The following is an 18,651-nucleotide window of genomic DNA, read 5'->3' on the forward strand; positions in this document are numbered from 1 at the left end:
CCTACGAGTTGTGAAATTGCGCTATTGGAGGACGAAGCAAGAATGGAACAAGGATGCCGCGGCTAAATCACGGAATTACACGGTTAGAGGGGAGATTTGCAATTTCCCATCACCGTCAAATCTGTTTACTAACCAAGACAATTTCAAAATGACTGCTTGACGCGCAAGCAACTATTTCGAACCACTTGGACACTAGCCCGCAGCGCCAGCGAGGGAATACGGCCATTACTTCATGCCGGGTTAGCATCACCAAGCGTATTCCCTCGCTGGCGCTGCGGGCTAGTGTGAAGGTTTTTGACTTCGTTCCTAATACTGTTTAACCGTTCATCATCCGTTGCTTGACCACGTTCCATCCTTCGCTTCCCCGAACTGAGCAAGTTCAAAACCTGCGAGCCAAGTCCATGGACCTCGATCCAGAAGAAGCGAATCCGTTTGAGTCGCCGATTACGCCCGTGGTAGGCATTGACCAGCGTCCTTGGTGGGCGCTGTGGACGGTGACTGGTCTGCTGGCGGTGCTGGCGGTGGCCTGTGCGTTCTCAGATTCGCTGGTCCTTTTCACATTCCTGATTCCGTTGGTCGGCGTTCCTGGTTTGTTTCGCACGATCTTTGATTTGGGACGCAAACAGTCCGCCGGTTGGGTTCTCGACGCGAGCGTGCAATTGAAGTCCTTTGCTACTTCGCTGTTCCTGACCAGCGTCACCCTGTTATCAGGCGGCATCGCAGGGGGAACGGTCTGTTTTGCTGGTGTTGCGGCCGCCGATACCTTGAAAATTGGCTACGACGGCGCGTTGGTTCTGCTTGGCGTCAGCGTACTGATAGGTATGGGCGCTGTCATGGGGCTCTTCTATCTGTTGGGGCCGCGGAGGGTCGATCAATTGAAAAGCCACAGGGAGCGTCACCCGCAGTCGACTCAACGCGACGCGGCCGACAGGAAATCGTAGGCATGACTGTGGAAGATACGGAGAACCCGTTTGAATCCCCCCACGAATCGGCGATCGCTGCGCCTTGGCGCCGGTGGCGCGTGTGGTGGGGAACTTCGGCCTTGCTGCTTGCGCTGGTGCTGCCGGTGCTGATTAGTGATCGCTGGTCAGGCGGGCTGTTGTTTTTCGCCGCCTTGGGGATCTGTCTTCGCTCGATCCTCGACCTGTATCGCAAGCACCAGGCAGACTGGACGATTACCGCGCTCACGCAGTTTGCTTCGCTCGGCAAATCGCTGCTGATTGTGCTGATGGCTGGGATCGGCAGCTTCATCGCTTTTTGTCTCAGTTGCACCGGCATGGCGATCGTGATCAATGTGCCGCTGGCCGTGCATGGAACAGAAGCGGAGATGGCGGATGGCCAACTTCGGTGGCAACTTGTTTGGGGAACTGCTTACGTCGTGATGGTCATCACCTTTGGCGCGTTGGTATGGCTGCTGGGACCTCCTACGCTAGAAGGCTTACGGAAGAAAAACGAAGCGATCGGCGAACTCAAATCGCGACCGGCGAGAACAGAACACGATGAGTGACTCTGATCATGAAAACCCGTTTCAATCGCCGCCAGCTGCGGAAGTCGCGGCGCCGTGGCGCAAGTGGCGCGTTTGGTGGGGAGGGTCTTTGGTATTGGTCGCGATCGCGTTGTCGCGGATGTACGTGGATGCTTATTTCGGCGCTATGTTGGTGATGGGTGCGTTGGCGGTTAGCTGCCGATCGGCAGTCGTCCTGCATCGCAAATTTCAGGCAGGTTGGCCGATCCGGCCTGGAACTCAGTTCCACGCCATCGCCGCTTCGTTCTTTCTGCTATCAGCCGCTTTTGTCGCCAGTTTTATCGCTTTTTTCATGAGTTGTCTTAGTCTGGCGGTCGTCACGAAAACGCCATTTTGGTTAGTGCCCGAGGAAATGGCCCGAGAGTTCGCGGGCCAAATGAGGGTGATTGTTTCGATCGCAGGCGTCATCGGATTAGCCGTTTTGGGCATGATCACATGGTTTTCGAGACCGGAGTCCTTGGAAAACTTAAAAGCGGCGAATCCAGCGAGAAAGCAGGCGACTCCGCCGGCAGAGGAAATCGAAAACCATGAATGAGGGGCGCGACGAAAACCCGTATCAGTCCCCCACAGATACCATCTGCATTGCGCCGGCCGATCCCCGTGCCGAGAATGAGTTTCTGCTTGGCGTTTTTGCCCTGATTGCGGCAAGCTTGAGTTTGTTTCGACTCGGCGACGTTGCTGGTATTGTGGGAACTGGCTTGGCAAGTTGTGTGGTGGTGCGGGCATGGTGCGAACTTGCTCGCAAGCAGCAGGCCGGCTGGAGATTGAATTGGGGCGCCGCGAGTTGGATTTTGGTGAGGTCTAGCTTTTGGGTCGTCGTTGCGACCTGCTGCGGCGTGTTGACTTTTTTTGCGGTGGGTTACCCGTCGGCAGTGATTTACTGGTATTTGCCCGTTCTGCACACGGTCTTCAGTCCCTTTGAAGCGATTTGGGCCGACGGAGCCGTGAGCCTTGCTGTGGGTTTAACGACTTTGTATTTCCAGGGGCCTGCTAAGGTCGATAAACTACGGCAGCAGTTTCATCAGCAGAATTCGCCCCCCTTATCTGACCAAGGAAGCAAATCGAGTGAACGCACCTGATCGTGATTGGTTTATCGTTCGCCGTTGGCAGTCGTACGTCGCCGAGATGCGTGTTGTCGCGCTGCGGATGGCGGCGATTGTCGTTTGCTACGGCCTGCAGTTATGGCATCACTTTGGCTTGCTGGATGACGCCGGCCGGGCAGCCAACGCCGATTTCCACAAGCAGGCGACCTTGCTCGCTTGCGGCTGGTTATTTCTGTCGCTTGCCGTGTGGGTTGTCTTACTGCGTAAGTGGTTTCCGCCGGCGCTGAGCTACGTGAGCACCGCGGTCGATATCGCCTTTCTGACCGCGTTGATCGCCGCGTCAGGCGGTCCCACAGCGACGCAGCTCGATACGTTTTACTTTTTCATTATCATTCTCGCGGGACTGCGGTTTGATCTGCCGCTGGTCTGGTTTGCTGCGTTGGCCTGCATGGTTGGATTTATGGCGAGCGTCGGCGCGGTTGATAAGAAGTGGTTCGACGCCGAGCATTCCGTGCCGGTGATCAGTCAGGGGATCACGCTGGTCAGTCTGGGAGGCGCCGGGATCGTCGTCGGTCAGATCGTACGTCGCGCTAAAGATTTGGCCGTCGCGTATGCGGAGCGACTGGACCGAGGAGACGCAACTTGACGCACGAGATTTCTCAAACAAGATGCCCTGACTGCGGCGCTGATAATAACGCATCGGCTGTGGCCTGCTGGGTCTGTCGTAAGCCGCTGGAGAGTAATGTTGAGTTGCCGGCGATGGATCTGCACAAACCCTCGTCCTATATCGATAAGCTCTTTCAGCCAGAAGGGAAGCCAATCCTGATCCTAGCGGTGCTGGGGATCGTTGTCTTAGCGATCGGAATAGCGCTGATCGATCCGCTGTTGTTAGTACGGTTTGGGGTCATTGCCATTCCCCCCTGCATTTATTGGATATCGCGACAGCGCAATCCTGAAAAAGCACAGACCGATCCGATCACTGCCAAGAGCTTGCTTTCTACTTTGGGCATGATCATCGCGTGTGCGCTAGGCGCGATTTCAATATTTATTGCGCTGTTCGCGTTGTGTGCAGTAGCCATGGGACCTCAAACATGGCATTGATGAAAGATCCTGCAGAACAAAGACCAGAAGAAACGAAATCGCAGGAGAACTGCTTGCGGCGTTGTCCAAATTGCGGCGCTGTAAGTCCCCGGCAGGATGCAAGCTGTTGGAATTGTCAGCGGAAGCTGAGCGATAAGGATCTGCTGAATAGTACGGCGCCAATCAAATCGCCAACCTTTGTCGGCAAGTCCCATCGAACCCTCTATTGGGTTCTCGCCCTGGTGGCGCAGGTGATCGTCACGCTAGGGGCGGTTGGGCTCGAAGTTCGCGCGTTGCCGTTTTTTTTGATTTTGATAGGGCTGACAATTATTGTGGCGGCGTGCTCGATATCGGCTTTCACACCACATAACAAGAATAAGTCCACGATCCAGTTGGTGTGGGGAGTGATCTATACAGCCATGGTGCTTTTTCTGGTTGTGGTTCTGGCGTTCTTGGCGATTATCGTTGCTTTTGTGGTGCTGTGTCTGACCATGGGGGAAGCACCGAAATGGCATTGAACAAACCAACCGGCGAATCTCGAGATCGCCAGCGAAATCCGCAGGCGATCCCGCTGGTGAATTGCCCTGAGTGCGGCGCTGACAATAACGCGTTTGCAGCGAAATGCTGGATCTGTCAGCGTTCGCTTGTGGATGAGTCCGAACTGGTGCAAACGCTTCCGAATGATCCTCCTCGGTTCGTCGCCGGCATCCATACTAAGACAGGCAATGTGCTGCTGCTGTTGACCTTTTTTGCGCTGCTGATAGTCGGCGCTGGATTCGCGATTATTAATCCGGTGCTCTTGATCTTTTACGGCATCCTGGTCTGCCTGCCTTGTTTAGCTGTCGGGATCTCACTTCGTCAGATTATGGCGGCGAAGGATAAGCCAACGGCGACCAGCGGATTAACCGTTCTGCTGGTAATTGTGAGCGTCGCGGGATTGCTGGGGATCTCGGTGGGGATTTTGTGTTTTACTCTTTGTCTGCAGATGTTCAGGTAACGAGATTTCATTGATGAATGAACCCACAGAGCGACTACCACGAGCAGCAAAATCGTATGGAATTATGTTGGTCGATTGTTTGGAGTGCGGCGCCGAAAATCCCGAGTATGCAACGAAGTGTTGGATTTGCCAGGGGGCGCTACGATCGGCTGGTACGCGGAAGAAGTCGCCTGATTTTGCGCGTCCCCGAGCGAAGTGGCTCACAAGTTTGCCGCTGTTTTTATTGATGCCGGTGCTGGTTCTTATGGGACTCGGTATCGAGCGTCTCAATTCGGACTTTCTTCTCCCCTACCTCGTGTTTGTCAGCTTGCCGATGTTGGTGATCGCAATCACGATTCGAGATAAATGGACTCGATCCGCTCATGAGACGCACGTGGGCGGTAGCCTTATGGCCTCTCTGGGTTTGGTGTTGATGGCGATTGTAGCGACCTTCCTATTGATCGCCGTGTGCGGACTCATTTTCTTATTCACCGTCTGTACTTCTTTTGAAATGCATCCCACCCATGCTTAAATCACACGAATTAACGCGACGCGACTATATCGTCCTAGGGGTGACCCAAAGTCTTTGCCCCCAGTGTTTGGCGGTTGTGCCGGCCAAGATTATCACCAAGGGGAATCGCGTCTACTTTCGCAAACGTTGTCCGCAACATGGTGAGCGCGATGACTTTGTTTGTTCGGACGTCTCGCAGTACGATCAGCTGCAATACAGCGTGCCGGGCAAGGTGCCGCATGCGTTTGGGGTGACGCCTGAGAAAGGGTGTCCGTTGGACTGCGGGCTGTGCACCGAGCATGAGCAGCATAGCTGCATCGGCCTGCTCGAGATCACGTCGAGCTGTAATCTGGAGTGTCCGATGTGTTACGCCGGCAGCGGACCCGGCGGCAAACATTTGAGCGTGGCCCAGTGTCAGGCGGCGATCGATCGACTGGTTGAAGTTGAAGGTCGACCCGAGGTGCTGCAGCTGTCGGGCGGCGAGCCGACGATCCATCCCGAGTTTGAAACGATCTTGGCCTATGCGCTGTCGCAGCCGATTGATTACGTGATGATCAACACCAACGGAATTCGTTTGGCTCGCGATCCGCAGTTAGTCGAGCGATTGGCCCAGCACCGAGATCGGATCGAAATCTATCTGCAATTTGACGGGTTCAGTGACGAAGCTTCGCTGCTGCTACGGGGTGAATCGCTGGTCGAAACCAAACGCCAAGCGGTCGAGCGCTGCGGCGAAGCAGGTCTGCACGTCAATCTGGTTGCAACCTTGCAAACCGACGTCAATCAGGATCAGCTGGGCGCACTGGTCGACTTTTGCGTGGATAAGCCGTGGATCACGGGGCTCAGTTTGCAGCCTGCGACTTATAGCGGGCGGCATGTACTGCCGGAAGTCTTGGAGCGGCGGATCACCTTTCCGGATGTGATTCGAGGGATTGACGAGCAGACGGCGGGCCGCTTCCGCCAAAGCGATTTCATGCCGCTACCGTGCGCCCATCCCAACTGTCATCAGATGAGCTACGCCTATCGGTATCAAGGGAAGCTGATCCCGCTGATGCGATTTATCGACGCGACGCAGCACATTGATTTGCTGGCGAGCGGAATTTCCTTCACACGACCGGCGGTGCGTGATCTGCTGGAACGGTATCTAGCGCGGCAAGGTTGCTGTAGCAGCGGAAGCTGCGGGCCTGCGACTCCGGCGGCGAGCGACGATCCATTTGCGATCCTTGATCCGGTCGAATGTCAGCCGAAGGAGTTGGCGCTGTCGCCGGAGATGTTTACCGATCCCGAGATCGGCGCCGCTGCGGTCGACTTTTTTACGAAAGCGATGCGGCAAGAGTTGGGCGCAGGGGATGTGTTTCGCGTGATGGTGACTTCGTTTTTGGACGCCTATAACTTTGACGTTCGTCGCGTGATGAAGTGCTGCATCCACCATGTGTTGCCCAGCGGACATTTGATTCCGTTTTGCGCCTATAACGTGCTGTATCGCGATGGACACGTGCCGCTACCGCCGCTGGATCGTGTTGCTGTGAAGAGTTAATTGGGACACGAGCCTGCTCCGTCCGTTTTGAAGTCAGGCATTATTGTGAGTTCAACAGAAATAGAACGCGGATACCACGGGAAGAGCACGGATAAACACGGTAAGAGAATGAGTCTGCAGGCAAAGGAAAATCCGGATCGATTCATCATTAAAGGCAATTTGAAACGGGGAGAGTACCCCTACGGATTTTCTTTCTTACCGTGTAAATCCGTGCTCTTTCCGTGGTATCCGTGTTCAATTATTCGTGAATCGCCAGAGAATACAGCTTCCCAACTTTTTTGCCAGAGAGTCTTCGCCTGATGATGATCAACCCGACCTATATCGTGATCATGGCGACGGCGATCGTGCTGTGCAGTTTGCTAGTGCGGCGCTCGCAGCAGAAATTGCCGCTGACGACGGAGGAAAAGTTTGGGCTGGGACTAGGGGGCTTTTGCGGCGCGATGATCGGCGCCAAATTGCCGTTTGTGCTATACGATCTTGAGGGACTGTGGAGCGGCGGCGCTTGGTTTGCGCACGGCAAGACAATTGTCTGCGGATTAGCGGGCGGTTATTTAGGGGTGGAGATCGCCAAGTGGGTGATGAACATCCGGCTCAAGACCGGCGACTCCTTCGCCGCGCCGGTGGCGTTCTCGATCGCGATCGGCCGCTGGGGATGTTTTTTTGGCGGCTGTTGTTTCGGCACGCCGACCAGCTTGCTGTGGGGCGTCGCATTTCCAACGGCCATTGATGATCCGCTGGCGCTGCGACATCCAACGCAGATCTATGAGAGCCTGTTTCACCTGACGATGGGCTGCGTGCTGCTGTGGCTAGGGAGCAAAGGTTGGTTTCGCGGGCAGCTGATGAAGCTTTATATTTTGACCTATCTCGGGTATCGATTTTTGACCGAACTAATTCGCCCCGAACCACGGCTGTTTGTCGGTTTGACAGGATATCAGTGGGGAGCGATCGGATTGGCGATTATCTTTGTTTGGCTCTGGCGACGTGATCAAGCGATCCTGAATTCAGAGAGCGCACAAAAAGAGCCGCGTCCAGCGGACGCGGCTGCAGATTAAATCAACTTGCGAGTCGCCGTTAAGAGCGGCTTTGCGTGCCGGCGATCAGACTGACAAATTCTAGGTTGGTTTTGTATTTGCCAAGCTGACGCGTTAGCTGCTCCATCGCTTCGATATGATGCATCGAGGTCAGCGTGCGACGCAGCGCGATCACGGCCCCGAGGGTCCCTTCGTCGAGCAGCAGTTCTTCGCGGCGCGTACCAGACTGCGAGATATCAATCGCGGGCCAGACGCGACGGTCGGCCAGTTTGCGATCGAGCACCAGCTCCATGTTGCCGGTCCCTTTGAACTCTTGGAAGATGAGCTCGTCCATGCGGCTGCCTGTATCGATCAGCGCGGTGCCGACGATCGTGAGCGAGCCCCCTTCTTCAAAGGCGCGGGCGGTGGCGAACAGCTTTTTGGGAATGTCGAGCGCTTTGATATTCACGCCGCCAGACATGGTGCCGCCGCTGTCGCCGACCCATTTGTTAAACGCACGCGCTAGTCGCGTGATCGAGTCGAGCAACAGAAAGACGTCGTGTCCCATTTCTGACAGACGCTTGCAACGCTCAATGACCAGCTGCGACAGACGGACGTGACTTTCGACATCACGATCCAGGCTGCTTGCAATCACTTCGCCGTTGATGTTGCGCTGCATGTCGGTGACTTCTTCCGGCCGTTCGTCGATCAGAAGTACGATCAATTTGACGCCGGGATAGTTTGCCGCGATCCCTTTGCTGAGATTTTGGATCAGCATCGTCTTGCCGGTTCGCGGCGGAGCGACGACCAGGGCGCGTTGTCCTTTGCCAAGCGGAGTCAGCAGGTCGACAATGCGGTTAGTGAGCGGACCCCCGTCCAGTTCGAGCTTTAGGTGCTCTCGGGGATTGATCGGCGTCAGCTTGTCGAAGGGTGAAGTAACGGCGTATTTCTCGGGCAGCATGCCGTCGACGTCAGATAACTCACGTAGTCGCGGGCCTTGGCCGCGGCGAAAACGTTGCACCATGCCGCGAAGCATCAGACCTTCGCGCAGTTGGTACTTTTCGATCATCGTGCCAGGGACGAATGGATCGGTACGCTCCCGAGCGTAATTGTTTTCGGGGCTGCGGAGGAAGCCGTAGCCGTTGGGATGCATTTCGAGCAAGCCATAACCGGGTTCCAACGGAATCGGCTCGCCTGGTTCAAATTCTTCTTGCTCCAGATTGTTCCGAGGAACATTGGAACTAGGGGCTGTAGCGCGACGGTGGTTGGCGCCGCCGCCTTGGTTGCGTCCGCGTGAGCGTCCGCCGCCACCGCCGCCGCCTTGTTGTTGTTGGCCGTCGTTTTGGCCTCCTCGACGCCGCCCGCCGCCTGAGCGAGAGCGGGCCTGCCTCTTTTTCGCCATCGAAATCACCTAAGTTGCGCGAAGCACTTCGAGATAGTAGAGAGTGGAGCGCTGAACAGCGCCGCCTAAGTTATGCGAAGCAAACGATTGGCATTCCGTTATCGTTTACGCCGCTTCCGTTTGGTTTGAATCAACGAAGATCGTAGGAAACCGAAAGTAACAGAGCCAGCCGACTCGGCGGCATTCCTGAAACTAGGTTTGAGAGGATGCGAAGTTCAGGGATGAACTAGGCGTCACTCTCAGGGAGAATCGAATTGCATCAGAGCTCAAACGTCGCTGCGGATATGTTGTCCGCCATCGTCGCTGGTCTCGTCGGTAGTGATGCACATGGCATACGGTAAAGACCGTCTCAGGCAGTTAGGTTAACTGCACCGAATAATCGTACCGTTTCCGGTGATGGATAACTCACACGGTCCAGTCTGGCTCGTTCATAAAGCCAGAGACCGAGGTCCTTTCCGCCCAATCAAAACTTCCGCCCTGTTTGGCGATAACGCCGCCGGGGGAAGGTTTCTTGAAGCTGGCTTGGCGTCAGTCGCTGCTGTAATAGCGAGACGACGGTTGCTAAACCGAACCTCAAGAGCGTCTATGGTTCGTCGGACGCATACGCGCAATGAGAAATCAACTGTTAAGCTTGAAGACTCGCGACTGCGTCGCCGAACTTCGCCCGCAGACATCTTAGACGATTGGGCGTGAGGGTTTTGCCGAATTGGCGTTCTTAAACCTTCGGCATCTTATCCACATTCTATCGGGCATGTCAAGCTATCATCGCCGCTCCATTTGGGCGAAAGCGCAAAATTGTTCAATTTCTTGGCATTGCAAGCACTTGGGACAAAACCCGCAGCTCGCAAATTGGGAATTACAGGAAAAATCGAACTTTTTCCTGCGGTCGTTAAAGTCGATGTCCGATACCAGAAGGGATTGTTGAGTATGGCTGGACCACGCTTGCTAGCGAAAGGCGCCGAAATGAGAGCGCATTGCTCTATTTATACCGTTATTCTTCTGCTGTTGATCGGCTCGGTTGCGAGCGCCCAGGAAGCAATGCCTTGGGCCGCCAACTTGGATGCCGCCAAGCAGCTTGCTGCGCAGAAGAATCAATTGGTAATGATCCATTTTTGGGCGCCCAATTGTCCTCCCTGTCGAATGTTGGACGCGACCTTGTTTCGCGATCCAGACTTCGCCGCCCAGGTATCGCAAAACTTTGTACCCGTCAAAGTAAACGCTGCCGAAGAGACGGCGCTCGCCAGTCAATATGGCGTTGATCGTTGGCCTCAAGATGTGATCATTTTGCCCAGTGGTCAGATGGTCTATCGCATGGTCAGCAAGCAAGAAAAAGAGAAAGACCAATACTTGGCCGTGTTGCAAGGCGTTGCCACAAAGACAGCCGGGATGGGGCAACTTGCTGCGACCGGCGGTCCTGATTCGCAACCGGTATCGTACCCAGGGGAATCTGCTGCTCCCAGCGCCAGCTACTCGCGATTTGGCGCTGCTGGGCCTACCCCAACGGAAACGGCCGCCGCTCCGCAATCTCGGTTTGCAGCCCAGCCTCCGGTTGGTTCGTACGCTCAAGAGAATACGGCAGCTCCGGCAGCAACCGCGCCGCAGTCTCGCTTCTCGACTCCTTACAGTCAGCCAAGCAATGCAACAGCCGCTGCACCGACTAATATGCAGCCGTCGCAATCCGCTTTGCCGCAATCACCCATGCCGCAGCAGCCGAGCAGTTTCGCCGCCGCTGATCAGAGCGGATACGCGGCCAACTCGGCGCCTGCCCAGTCTCGCTTTGCTGCACAGCCAAGTGGAGCTTCGTATGGCGCGGCGCCCCCGCAAGGCAATCAACCGCCGACTCAACCAGCTCTGCCGGCGCAAGATCGCTTTGCATCGCAGCAATCGCCTGTGATGCGCCAGAGTCAATCCGCTCCGCAAGCTAATCCGCAGTCGGCGATGATGCCGCAGCCGAATCAGGCGAATGCTTCGCAAGCGCAACCAGCTCCCCAGCAGCCGCAGTTTGCCCTGGACGGCTATTGCCCGGTCACGTTGGCGGAACGCGTGGAATGGCAAAAGGGAGATGCACGTTGGGGCGCCGTCCACCAGGGACGCGTCTATCTGTTTGCTTCGGACGAACAGCAACGGCAGTTTCTGGCGTCGCCTGATCGCTTTAGCCCGGTCTTGTCCGGCAACGATCCCGTCGCTTACTTAGAGCAGGGACGTCTGGTCGAGGGAAATCGTTCTTTTGGAGTGACCTATAACGGCATGCTTTATCTCTTCTCAAGCGAAGAGAGCTTAAGGACGTTCTGGAACTCGCCGCAGCGATACGCCGCTCAAGTCCAGCAAGCGATGCTGCGAAACTCGCAGCAAGTGCGTTAACCAATGGGTGATTGGGCTGCCGAGCTCAAGCAGAGTAGAGCCGTTGTTTGGTTAGACAACGGCAGCCAATTGGTTGGAGAGGCTTTCACTGTTTGTTGGTAATGTGCGTTCGCGAACTCGTATCGGTTGTTGCACCCCTTGAGGCGATCTCACGAAGTTTTGTAAACGCCGTATGAGCGTTTCATTCACTTCCTGTCCTTTGGCGACCAAGATGCTTCCCTCGAGCGTCACCACGGGCTCATCGAAGATCATTCCGAAGGCCAGTTCGTTCACTTTCAGTGATTTGATGACGTAGCCCACGCCCACAATTTCTATCAATGCTTGAAGCACCTGCGGGTCGTACCAATCGGTCTGAACCCGCGAGATGATCGAAATGGCCTCGTCGGCAGGTGAGACCAAAAGCAGGCTGTCGTAGTCGATCACTGCTTTAAGAATCCTCGCTCCCAAGGGGATCTCGTGGGATGGAACGCCGCTCGTATGCTTTTCATCGAAGCAACAGTTTTGCATTAAGATGATATCGGCTGCTCCCTGTAAGCGAGGAATCTTACGGACCAGCCCAGCGCCGATCTGTGGATGCCCGCTGATCATCGCTTGCTCTTCAGACGTCAATTTTTGTGAGCTGTATAACTTTTCTAGCGTCGCAGAAGGGATAGAGACACAGCCGATTTGCGAAAGCATCGCTGCGATCTCCACTTCCCACGCATTGGGGACAGCGAGTTTGACGCATATTTGGCGGGTCAAAGATCGGACGCGGGCAGCGCGACCAAATGCCGTTGGGTTTACCAGTGAGAGAACTTCGGTCATCAGACTAACGCTGCCGCCAAGCGTTTTGGTCAACAGGTCGTGCTCTGCTCGGATCAATTGATATTGTCGCAGTCCGGCATCCAGAGCCTGGGATAATGTCTCTGGCAAACAAGGCTTGTTGAGAAAACGGAAGATGCGTCCTTCGTTCACGGCGTCGACGGCCGTTTTTTGATCCGCGTTTCCTGTCAACATAATGCGAACGGTATCAGGATATTCATTGGCCACATGCGCCAGCACCTGCATGCCATTCACATCGGGCATCTGCATGTCCGAAACAACCACAGCGAAAGGCCCAGCGTTTTTCATCGATTCGATCGCATTGGGACCTCCTTCAGCCAACACGACGTCAAAGTTTTTGCGAAGATGACGTTTGTAGCCGTTGAGAATGTTGGGTTCGTCATCAACCAGGAGGATTTGCTTGGTCATATCGACGCTCCCAAATGAGTAGGGAATTGAATCGCATCGCACCAGCGATGAAAACTTGCCGCGAAATTTGGATCACTCATGCATTCTGACGCGTAAACGATCGGAACGGTGTAGTTGAGCGAAGCGGTTTGCTCGCGGTGCAATAAATTGGCGCCGTGAACGGCAGTCAGGGGACGAAAGTCATCACGCGGACATTGGCTCGGCATGCGATAGTAGGCCACCGCTTCGGTAATCGGTTGCGGCAGGCCCCATAAACAGAGAAGGTAGCTCCCCACTTCGGCATGAGTGGCGCCAAACGTCTCCATTTCGGCTTGCCACAAGGTCACCTGTTTCGCTTTGGCGAGCATCACGGCTTTTCGGTATTCTTCAGGAAAGCAGCCAACCAAGATCAGCTTGCCCACGTCATGCAACATTCCAGCCAGCCATGCGTCGTTGATTACTTGAGGGTCGTTCGACTCAAGCTCGGCGATTTGCCGTGCGCAATCGGCGACCGCAAGCGAATGTTGCGTCAGCTTTTCAAGCGAGAAGTCCCCTATGGTTTCTAATAGGATTGGACGAAAAATGCCGACGGATAGCACCAACTCACGCAAAATATCGAGCCCAATCATAGACGCGGCTTGCGATGCCGAGCTGACTCGCTGGGGCTGTCCAAAAAATGAGGAACTGACCAATTGCAATATCTTGGCCGTCATTCCAATGTCCGCAGCGATAATCTTTCCGATTCGATTGATGTCTGCATGGGGCGAATCTAGTTCAGCGATCAGTTGCTTTAGCAAAGCGGATCGGCAAGGAGCAGCGTCAATTTTAGAGACCATTTGTTTCAGTTCATCATTCGGCAAGCGATCTCGCAAGGCGCAAGATTGTGAAACCGTCGCGGTGATCCGCGCGGCGTCGCATGGCTTGGAAAGATAGATATGAGTGGGGCCAATCGCTCGAAATATTCGCTCTAGTTCCGACTGGCCAGAGAGCACGATTCTTGCGACCGAAGGCCAGCGATCTCGAACGCGATTGAGAAGTTCGGCTCCATCGATAAACGGCATGCGCATGTCGGTAACCACGATGTCGAACTTTCTTTCCCCCAACAGATAAAGCGCTTCGTGTCCACTCGTCGCAAATTCCATGTCCCATTCCTGGCGGAATCCATGCAACATTCGGCGCAACGCAGACAACACATTGGCCTGGTCGTCAACGAACAAAATTCTAGGCATGGATTTCTCCTGCCGACGGAGCCGGCATTCCTAGCGTGGACGCTAGAGTTAAGTCGTCGCTGGGGCAATCGGCTTGGTGGGGCCTACGGGAAAACTTCTCTTCGATGGCAAGGATGGTGTCTAGTGAGCTGAAAAATGCGTCAATAATGGCGGGATCGAAGTGCCGACCTGATTCGCTCTCCATAATTTCCAGTGACTTCTCAAGGCTAAACGGCTGCTTATAGGGTCTTGCGCTGCGAAGCGCGTCATACACGTCCGCGACCGCCGTTATCCGCGCGGAGATGGGAATTTGATCTCCCGACAGGCCGGATGGATAGCCGCTTCCATCCCATTTTTCATGATGAAAGCGGGCGATATCGGAGGCCATTTCCAGGAGCGGATTAGCGGAAGATGCGTCTAGATCTGGGATACTCGAAACGCCATATTCACGCGCGAAATCGAAGTACTTTGAGTTGTTCGCTAGGATCGCGGCTCCAATTTCGCAATGTTGCTGCATTCGCAATCTTTCTTCCGCGTTTAGTTTTCTCGGATTTAACAGAATGGAATCCGGAATTCCAATTTTTCCGAGATCGTGCAACGGCGCAGCCAGGAACAGGGTATCGACAAACTTCTTTTCCATCTTCAGGGCCATGGCGATTGCGCGACTGTAACAGCCGACGCGAATCACATGCTCACCAGTTTCTTCGTCGCGAAACTCCGCCGCTTTCCCGAGACGCCAGACAATGTCGAGACGCGAAGCGGCGAGTTCCGCTGTTCGTGCTTGCACGAGAAGTTCGAGGACATCATTTTCAAACTTAATACTTTCGTACGCCTGTTTTTGACGTAGCGAGTTGCAGATTCTCGCCCGTAAATCATGCAAGTCGACCGGCTTTTTCAGCACATCGGCCGCTTCTTGATCGAGCGCCAAACGCTTGAGACGTTCATTTTCGCAACCCGTGACTAAGATCACAGGAATGTCACACGTAGCGCTGTACTGTTTGATCCGACTCAGAAGATTGAGACCGGTCATTCTCGGCATGTAGAGGTCCGTAACTATCGCATCGCAAGATTCACGCTGAATATGGTCCCATGCGGCAGCAGGGCAATCAAAAAAGTTAATGTCCCATTCGTTTTGATAGCTGCGTGACCAGCGCCGATAGCTATCAAGCACGTTGATTTCGTCGTCGATAAAGAGGATGCGTTTTTTCATCGTTTTTCATTGCAAGTCGGGTTGATTGGTAAGCGAATAAAGAAGGTAGTGCCAACGCCTACTTCAGAAACGAAATCTATCGTTCCGCCATGTTTTTCAACCACGACGGCGTAAGAAATCGCCAGTCCCTGTCCGGTCCCTTTTCCCAGCGGTTTCGTGGTAAAAAAGGGATCAAAGATCTTGCGTCGCGAGTGCTCAGGGATTCCGTTGCCATTGTCTTGAACCGAGATTACCGCCCAGTCCTGTTCGCGCCGCGTCTCCACTGAAATCTTACCAAGGATCGTCGGTTGATCGCCGATCTTCTCGCCGATCGCATGAGCTGCATTCACGATCAGATTCAGTAGGACTTGGTTTAGCTCGCCTGGCAAGCAAAAAACTTGCTGCAGATCGGGGGAAAATTGGGTCGTCATCTCGGCCACGTATTTCCACTCGTTGCGCGCAACAGAAATCGTGGTTTCAATGGTGTCTTTGAGATTGACGCATGTTTTTTCTTCTCCGCCGGGATGCGAAAAGTCCTTCATCGCTCGAACAATTTTCGCAACTTGTTCAACTCCTTTTAATGATTGATCAATCGCCAAAGGGATTTCTTCGCGGAGATATCCGAGGTCCGCTTGTTGAAGCGCCGCTTCGACTTTCTTCAACTGCTCGGGACTGACATTACTTTGCTTGACTGCATCGAAGAGTTGGTCGAATTGTTCCAAGACTGCATTGATGTCCTTGAAGGCGTCTTTGAGGAATCTGGTGTTGTCGCCGACATACTGTGTAGGCGTATTGATCTCGTGGGCGATGCCGGCCGCAAGTTGTCCCACGGACTCTAGCTTTTGCGCTTGGGCGAGCTCCATTTGCAGATTGATCATGCGAGCACCGACCGCCAAGCGAGCCAGCAGTTCCGCTTCGCGAAATGGTTTGCAGACGTGATCACTAGCGCCGGCCTGAAACGCTCGGACGATATCTTCTGGCCGATCCATAGCAGTCAGGAGAATGGCATAGACCCAGTTTGTTGTTTTTTTCTCGTGCAGACGTTGACAAATATCGAGCCCGCTGAGGCCCGGCATCATCCAGTCGAGGACGGCAAGTCGAGATTCTCCACGAGAGATCGCGTCCCAAGCCTGAGTTCCATCCTCGCAGGCAATCACGTCGTAACCCGCGTCTTCCAGCGTGTTTTGCAGCATTGTGCGCACAAGCTTACTGTCATCCGCAATCAAAACTTGCATCGGAGGCCTTCAAATTAAGTAGCAGAACACTCGTTAATAGGGAGTCGCACGATAAAAGTCGCACCATGTCCCAGGCAGGATACATGGTCGATCGTTCCGCGATGTTTTCCCACTACTATCGAGCTCGCAATGGTAAGGCCTTGCCCGGACCCTTTTCCCACTTCTTTGGTCGTGAAAAATGGGTCGAAGATTTTGGAACGAATATCCGCAGGAATTCCGAGCCCTGTATCTCGAACTTTGATTTCCGCCCATTCACCCGCATGTCGGGTACTAACGGAAATCATCCCCTTCGTGTTCGGCTTGTCTTTGATAGAGTCGCCAATCGCGTGTGCCGCGTTGACGATTAGATTGAGAATCGCTTGATTAAGCTCTCCGGCAAAGCAGGAGATAAGTGGTAACGAGGAATCAAAGTCGGTCTCCATGTCGGCGACATATCTCCACTCGTTTCGTGAAATAACGATCGTGTTTTCGATCTCCTGATTGAGGTTGACGGCTGCTTTCGTCATCATTCCTGGATGTGAAAACGACTTCATGGCGCGCACAATCTTGGCGACACGGTCGGCGCCTTCTATGACTTGCTTCACTGCTTGTGGAGCTTCGGTTCTTAAAAAATTTAAATCCGCATCACTCGCGATCTGCATGGCTTGTTCAACCAAGTCAGATGATGGCGATCCGTGCCGGCAGCTTTCCACTAACTCTTCCGCTTTGTCTAAGAAATCGTTCAGCCCTTGCAGCGCTTGATCCAGAAATCGCGAATTGTCGCAAACGTACTGAATTGGCGTATTTATTTCGTGTGCGATGCCAGCGGCCAGATGACCGACCGATTCCATCTTTTGGGCGTGGGCGAGTTGTAACTCAAGTTGTTTGCGCACCGAGAGGTCGCGAATCAAACCGGTATAAATGCGCCGATTATCAAACCGAACTTCACTGAATGTAACATCGAGCGGGAAGTACGCGCCATTGCTGCGACGGCCCAGCATTTCACGGGATTGGCGTAAGGGATAGACTAAATCGTCTTCACCTGTTGGCGCTAGTCCGTCAACTTCATCGAATTGGGAGAAGAGCAAATTCACGTTTTTTCCAATCGCGTCTTCCGCCGAATATTGAAAGATTTTTTGCGCAGCAGGATTGAACGCTTCGATCACGCCATACTGATCGATCGTAACAATTCCTTCGGCGACGTTATCCATGATCGCTTGCGTTTTATCCGCTTGCCCTTGCAGGCGCTTCGTAAATGCGCGAAGCTCTTCGTGCGCATAATACAATTCCAAGCTTTTTTGCTCTAAGAGAGTTTCCGTCTCTTTACGGGAACGGCGTTCGCGTTCAATTTGACGAGTCAGGATTTCTAAATCCGTCATTACGCGCCTCCGTCCTGCAGCGAGATCAGGAAGCAAGCGGCTCTGCCATCACATTCTTCCAGGTCCTCTCGTTTCATATCAAGTTCCTCGCCGAAATATTGAATGCTAGCGAGAATTAAACCTTCGGCCAGATCGGCGAATGGCCGCGCAGAGCGATAAATGATCGTCATTCGACCAGGTTCATTGGTCTCGTAGGTGAAGATCGGGAGTTCTGCATCCGGATAAAGCTTGCGCACTTCGATATGAATAAGTCGATCGACGCTCAAGAGAAAGGCGAACGTCAAGTTTTCGCCGCCATGGCAATCAGGATATCGCTGGATAAAGCGAGGAAAGAGGTGCTTGCCAAGCTCACGAACGAGATCCGAGGCAGGCGTGTTGGTCTGCTCGCTTAGCCTGCTCACGAGTTGCAACAACTCGCTATGATCGTAAGTTCCGACTGCTGTATAGGCGCCATCCGTCGCTAGACAGGATTGGTCGATAATCCGATCCACCATCTCGAGCCCGAATTGGGACTCGACCATTTCCAGGAATTCCGTAAAGACGATGCCCTTCAAGATCACTTCCTTACGACGAGATCGGTGCAAACTGACTCGCATGGATGAGTCACTGCTGATGGATCAAACATGTGATGCAGAGTTCGTGCTGGAGCTTGATGATGGTCTCTATTGTGCTGCGCAGCGGTAAACCGACATCGATTTCAATACGTTTAGTTGCGATTTAGTGGTTGTAAGGGCGGATTAACGCTCGGGGGGGCAGCGCAAGAATAGTATGCAATGGGGAGGCGATTGAAAGCGATGAGGAGATTAGCCCGTTATTGCAAACCGCTCGGCGTACAAACCAGCAAGATCTGTGGGCTGCTCGTGAAAGCAAAGATTCAATTACCTTGCTTTTTGGGCAAGAGATCTTCGGCTCAATTCTGCATTTTTGGGCTGGAGGAGGATTCGCAGCATGCCCGCTTGGTCGTATGGGCTTTCAAAGGATTCGTTTTTTTAACCTTGCGCAGTTGTTTG

At 54.0% G+C, this 18,651-nt stretch carries 19 protein-coding genes; 12 read left to right on the forward strand and 7 right to left on the reverse strand.

Annotated features, from left to right (window positions below; translation table 11 throughout):
* Window positions 1-401 precede the first annotated feature (401 nt).
* The 11 genes from SH421x_RS10970 (at window position 402) to SH421x_RS11020 (ending at window position 7,721) form a co-directional block, all read left to right on the forward strand.
* Window positions 402-941, forward strand: a complete 540-nt coding sequence (locus tag SH421x_RS10970; RefSeq protein WP_488855607.1) for a hypothetical protein — start codon at window positions 402-404, stop codon at window positions 939-941.
* 2 nt (window positions 942-943) lie between these two features.
* Window positions 944-1,507: a hypothetical protein gene (locus tag SH421x_RS10975; protein WP_488855608.1), complete on the forward strand. Its 564-nt coding sequence runs from the start codon at window positions 944-946 to the stop codon at window positions 1,505-1,507.
* Window positions 1,500-2,060, forward strand: coding sequence for a hypothetical protein (locus SH421x_RS10980; protein WP_488855609.1), 561 nt, complete (start codon window positions 1,500-1,502; stop codon window positions 2,058-2,060). Before SH421x_RS10975 ends, SH421x_RS10980 begins: the two co-directional genes overlap by 8 nt.
* Window positions 2,053-2,604: a hypothetical protein gene (locus SH421x_RS10985; RefSeq protein ID WP_488855610.1), complete on the forward strand. Its 552-nt coding sequence runs from the start codon at window positions 2,053-2,055 to the stop codon at window positions 2,602-2,604. The genes SH421x_RS10980 and SH421x_RS10985 overlap by 8 nt, the downstream gene beginning before the upstream one ends.
* Window positions 2,591-3,214, forward strand: a complete 624-nt coding sequence (locus SH421x_RS10990; RefSeq protein ID WP_488855611.1) for a hypothetical protein — start codon at window positions 2,591-2,593, stop codon at window positions 3,212-3,214. Before SH421x_RS10985 ends, SH421x_RS10990 begins: the two co-directional genes overlap by 14 nt.
* Window positions 3,211-3,669 (forward strand): hypothetical protein, encoded by a 459-nt coding sequence (locus SH421x_RS10995; protein ID WP_488855612.1) that lies wholly within the window; start codon window positions 3,211-3,213, stop codon window positions 3,667-3,669. The genes SH421x_RS10990 and SH421x_RS10995 overlap by 4 nt, the downstream gene beginning before the upstream one ends.
* Complete coding sequence (locus SH421x_RS11000) at window positions 3,660-4,166, forward strand: hypothetical protein (RefSeq protein WP_488855613.1); 507 nt, start codon at window positions 3,660-3,662, stop codon at window positions 4,164-4,166. Before SH421x_RS10995 ends, SH421x_RS11000 begins: the two co-directional genes overlap by 10 nt.
* Complete coding sequence (locus tag SH421x_RS11005; RefSeq protein WP_488855614.1) at window positions 4,157-4,645, forward strand: hypothetical protein; 489 nt, start codon at window positions 4,157-4,159, stop codon at window positions 4,643-4,645. Before SH421x_RS11000 ends, SH421x_RS11005 begins: the two co-directional genes overlap by 10 nt.
* 13 nt (window positions 4,646-4,658) lie before the next feature.
* The gene (locus SH421x_RS11010) at window positions 4,659-5,156 is read left to right on the forward strand and encodes a hypothetical protein (RefSeq protein WP_488855615.1); all 498 of its coding nucleotides are present in this window, start codon (window positions 4,659-4,661) and stop codon (window positions 5,154-5,156) included.
* Window positions 5,149-6,669, forward strand: coding sequence for a radical SAM protein (locus SH421x_RS11015; RefSeq protein WP_488855616.1), 1,521 nt, complete (start codon window positions 5,149-5,151; stop codon window positions 6,667-6,669). The genes SH421x_RS11010 and SH421x_RS11015 overlap by 8 nt, the downstream gene beginning before the upstream one ends.
* Window positions 6,670-6,968: 299 nt before the next feature.
* The gene (locus SH421x_RS11020; RefSeq protein ID WP_488855617.1) at window positions 6,969-7,721 is read left to right on the forward strand and encodes a prolipoprotein diacylglyceryl transferase; all 753 of its coding nucleotides are present in this window, start codon (window positions 6,969-6,971) and stop codon (window positions 7,719-7,721) included.
* A 19-nt stretch (window positions 7,722-7,740) separates the two neighbouring features.
* Here the strand turns inward: SH421x_RS11020 and rho are convergent, their stop codons facing one another.
* On the reverse strand, window positions 7,741-9,081 hold the full coding sequence (gene rho / locus SH421x_RS11025) for a transcription termination factor Rho (protein WP_488855618.1): 1,341 nt from the start codon (window positions 9,079-9,081) through the stop codon (window positions 7,741-7,743).
* Between the two features lie 927 nt (window positions 9,082-10,008).
* Here rho and SH421x_RS11030 point away from each other — a divergent pair.
* A complete protein-coding gene (locus SH421x_RS11030; RefSeq protein WP_488855619.1) occupies window positions 10,009-11,442 on the forward strand; it encodes a thioredoxin fold domain-containing protein in 1,434 nt (477 codons plus the stop codon).
* A 51-nt stretch (window positions 11,443-11,493) separates the two neighbouring features.
* Here the strand turns inward: SH421x_RS11030 and SH421x_RS11035 are convergent, their stop codons facing one another.
* Genes SH421x_RS11035 through SH421x_RS11060 form a run of 6 tightly spaced genes read right to left on the reverse strand, consistent with a single transcriptional unit; the run spans window position 11,494 to window position 18,195 of the window.
* Entirely contained in the window at window positions 11,494-12,672 is a 1,179-nt protein-coding gene (locus tag SH421x_RS11035) for an HD domain-containing phosphohydrolase (RefSeq protein WP_488855620.1), read from the reverse strand.
* Window positions 12,669-13,880 (reverse strand): HDOD domain-containing protein, encoded by a 1,212-nt coding sequence (locus SH421x_RS11040; RefSeq protein ID WP_488855621.1) that lies wholly within the window; start codon window positions 13,878-13,880, stop codon window positions 12,669-12,671. The genes SH421x_RS11035 and SH421x_RS11040 overlap by 4 nt, the downstream gene beginning before the upstream one ends.
* Window positions 13,873-15,069 carry an HD domain-containing phosphohydrolase gene (locus SH421x_RS11045; protein ID WP_488855623.1) on the reverse strand — a complete coding sequence of 399 codons (1,197 nt, stop codon included), beginning with the start codon at window positions 15,067-15,069 and terminating at the stop codon, window positions 13,873-13,875. Before SH421x_RS11045 ends, SH421x_RS11040 begins: the two co-directional genes overlap by 8 nt.
* Window positions 15,066-16,283 carry a hybrid sensor histidine kinase/response regulator gene (locus SH421x_RS11050; protein ID WP_488855624.1) on the reverse strand — a complete coding sequence of 406 codons (1,218 nt, stop codon included), beginning with the start codon at window positions 16,281-16,283 and terminating at the stop codon, window positions 15,066-15,068. The genes SH421x_RS11045 and SH421x_RS11050 overlap by 4 nt, the downstream gene beginning before the upstream one ends.
* A 14-nt stretch (window positions 16,284-16,297) precedes the next feature.
* Window positions 16,298-17,641 (reverse strand): two-component system sensor histidine kinase NtrB, encoded by a 1,344-nt coding sequence (locus tag SH421x_RS11055; RefSeq protein ID WP_488855626.1) that lies wholly within the window; start codon window positions 17,639-17,641, stop codon window positions 16,298-16,300.
* Window positions 17,641-18,195, reverse strand: a complete 555-nt coding sequence (locus tag SH421x_RS11060; RefSeq protein WP_488855628.1) for a heme NO-binding domain-containing protein — start codon at window positions 18,193-18,195, stop codon at window positions 17,641-17,643. Before SH421x_RS11060 ends, SH421x_RS11055 begins: the two co-directional genes overlap by 1 nt.
* Between the last annotated feature and the right edge of the window lie 456 nt (window positions 18,196-18,651).

It is taken from the genome of Blastopirellula sp. SH421, assembly GCF_057808535.1.

Coding starts and splice junctions, on each gene's coding strand:
- SH421x_RS11050 (WP_488855624.1), bottom strand. CDS start 16,283: ATGCAAGTTTTGATTGCGGATGACAGTAAGCTTGTGCGCACAATGCTG.
- SH421x_RS11020 (WP_488855617.1), top strand. CDS start 6,969: ATGATGATCAACCCGACCTATATCGTGATCATGGCGACGGCGATCGTG.
- SH421x_RS10985 (WP_488855610.1), top strand. CDS start 2,053: ATGAATGAGGGGCGCGACGAAAACCCGTATCAGTCCCCCACAGATACC.
- SH421x_RS11035 (WP_488855620.1), bottom strand. CDS start 12,672: ATGACCAAGCAAATCCTCCTGGTTGATGACGAACCCAACATTCTCAAC.
- SH421x_RS11055 (WP_488855626.1), bottom strand. CDS start 17,641: ATGACGGATTTAGAAATCCTGACTCGTCAAATTGAACGCGAACGCCGT.
- SH421x_RS10970 (WP_488855607.1), top strand. CDS start 402: ATGGACCTCGATCCAGAAGAAGCGAATCCGTTTGAGTCGCCGATTACG.
- SH421x_RS11010 (WP_488855615.1), top strand. CDS start 4,659: ATGAATGAACCCACAGAGCGACTACCACGAGCAGCAAAATCGTATGGA.
- SH421x_RS11030 (WP_488855619.1), top strand. CDS start 10,009: ATGGCTGGACCACGCTTGCTAGCGAAAGGCGCCGAAATGAGAGCGCAT.
- SH421x_RS11040 (WP_488855621.1), bottom strand. CDS start 13,880: ATGCCTAGAATTTTGTTCGTTGACGACCAGGCCAATGTGTTGTCTGCG.
- SH421x_RS11015 (WP_488855616.1), top strand. CDS start 5,149: ATGCTTAAATCACACGAATTAACGCGACGCGACTATATCGTCCTAGGG.
- rho (WP_488855618.1), bottom strand. CDS start 9,081: ATGGCGAAAAAGAGGCAGGCCCGCTCTCGCTCAGGCGGCGGGCGGCGT.
- SH421x_RS10975 (WP_488855608.1), top strand. CDS start 944: ATGACTGTGGAAGATACGGAGAACCCGTTTGAATCCCCCCACGAATCG.
- SH421x_RS11005 (WP_488855614.1), top strand. CDS start 4,157: ATGGCATTGAACAAACCAACCGGCGAATCTCGAGATCGCCAGCGAAAT.
- SH421x_RS11045 (WP_488855623.1), bottom strand. CDS start 15,069: ATGAAAAAACGCATCCTCTTTATCGACGACGAAATCAACGTGCTTGAT.
- SH421x_RS11000 (WP_488855613.1), top strand. CDS start 3,660: ATGGCATTGATGAAAGATCCTGCAGAACAAAGACCAGAAGAAACGAAA.
- SH421x_RS10980 (WP_488855609.1), top strand. CDS start 1,500: ATGAGTGACTCTGATCATGAAAACCCGTTTCAATCGCCGCCAGCTGCG.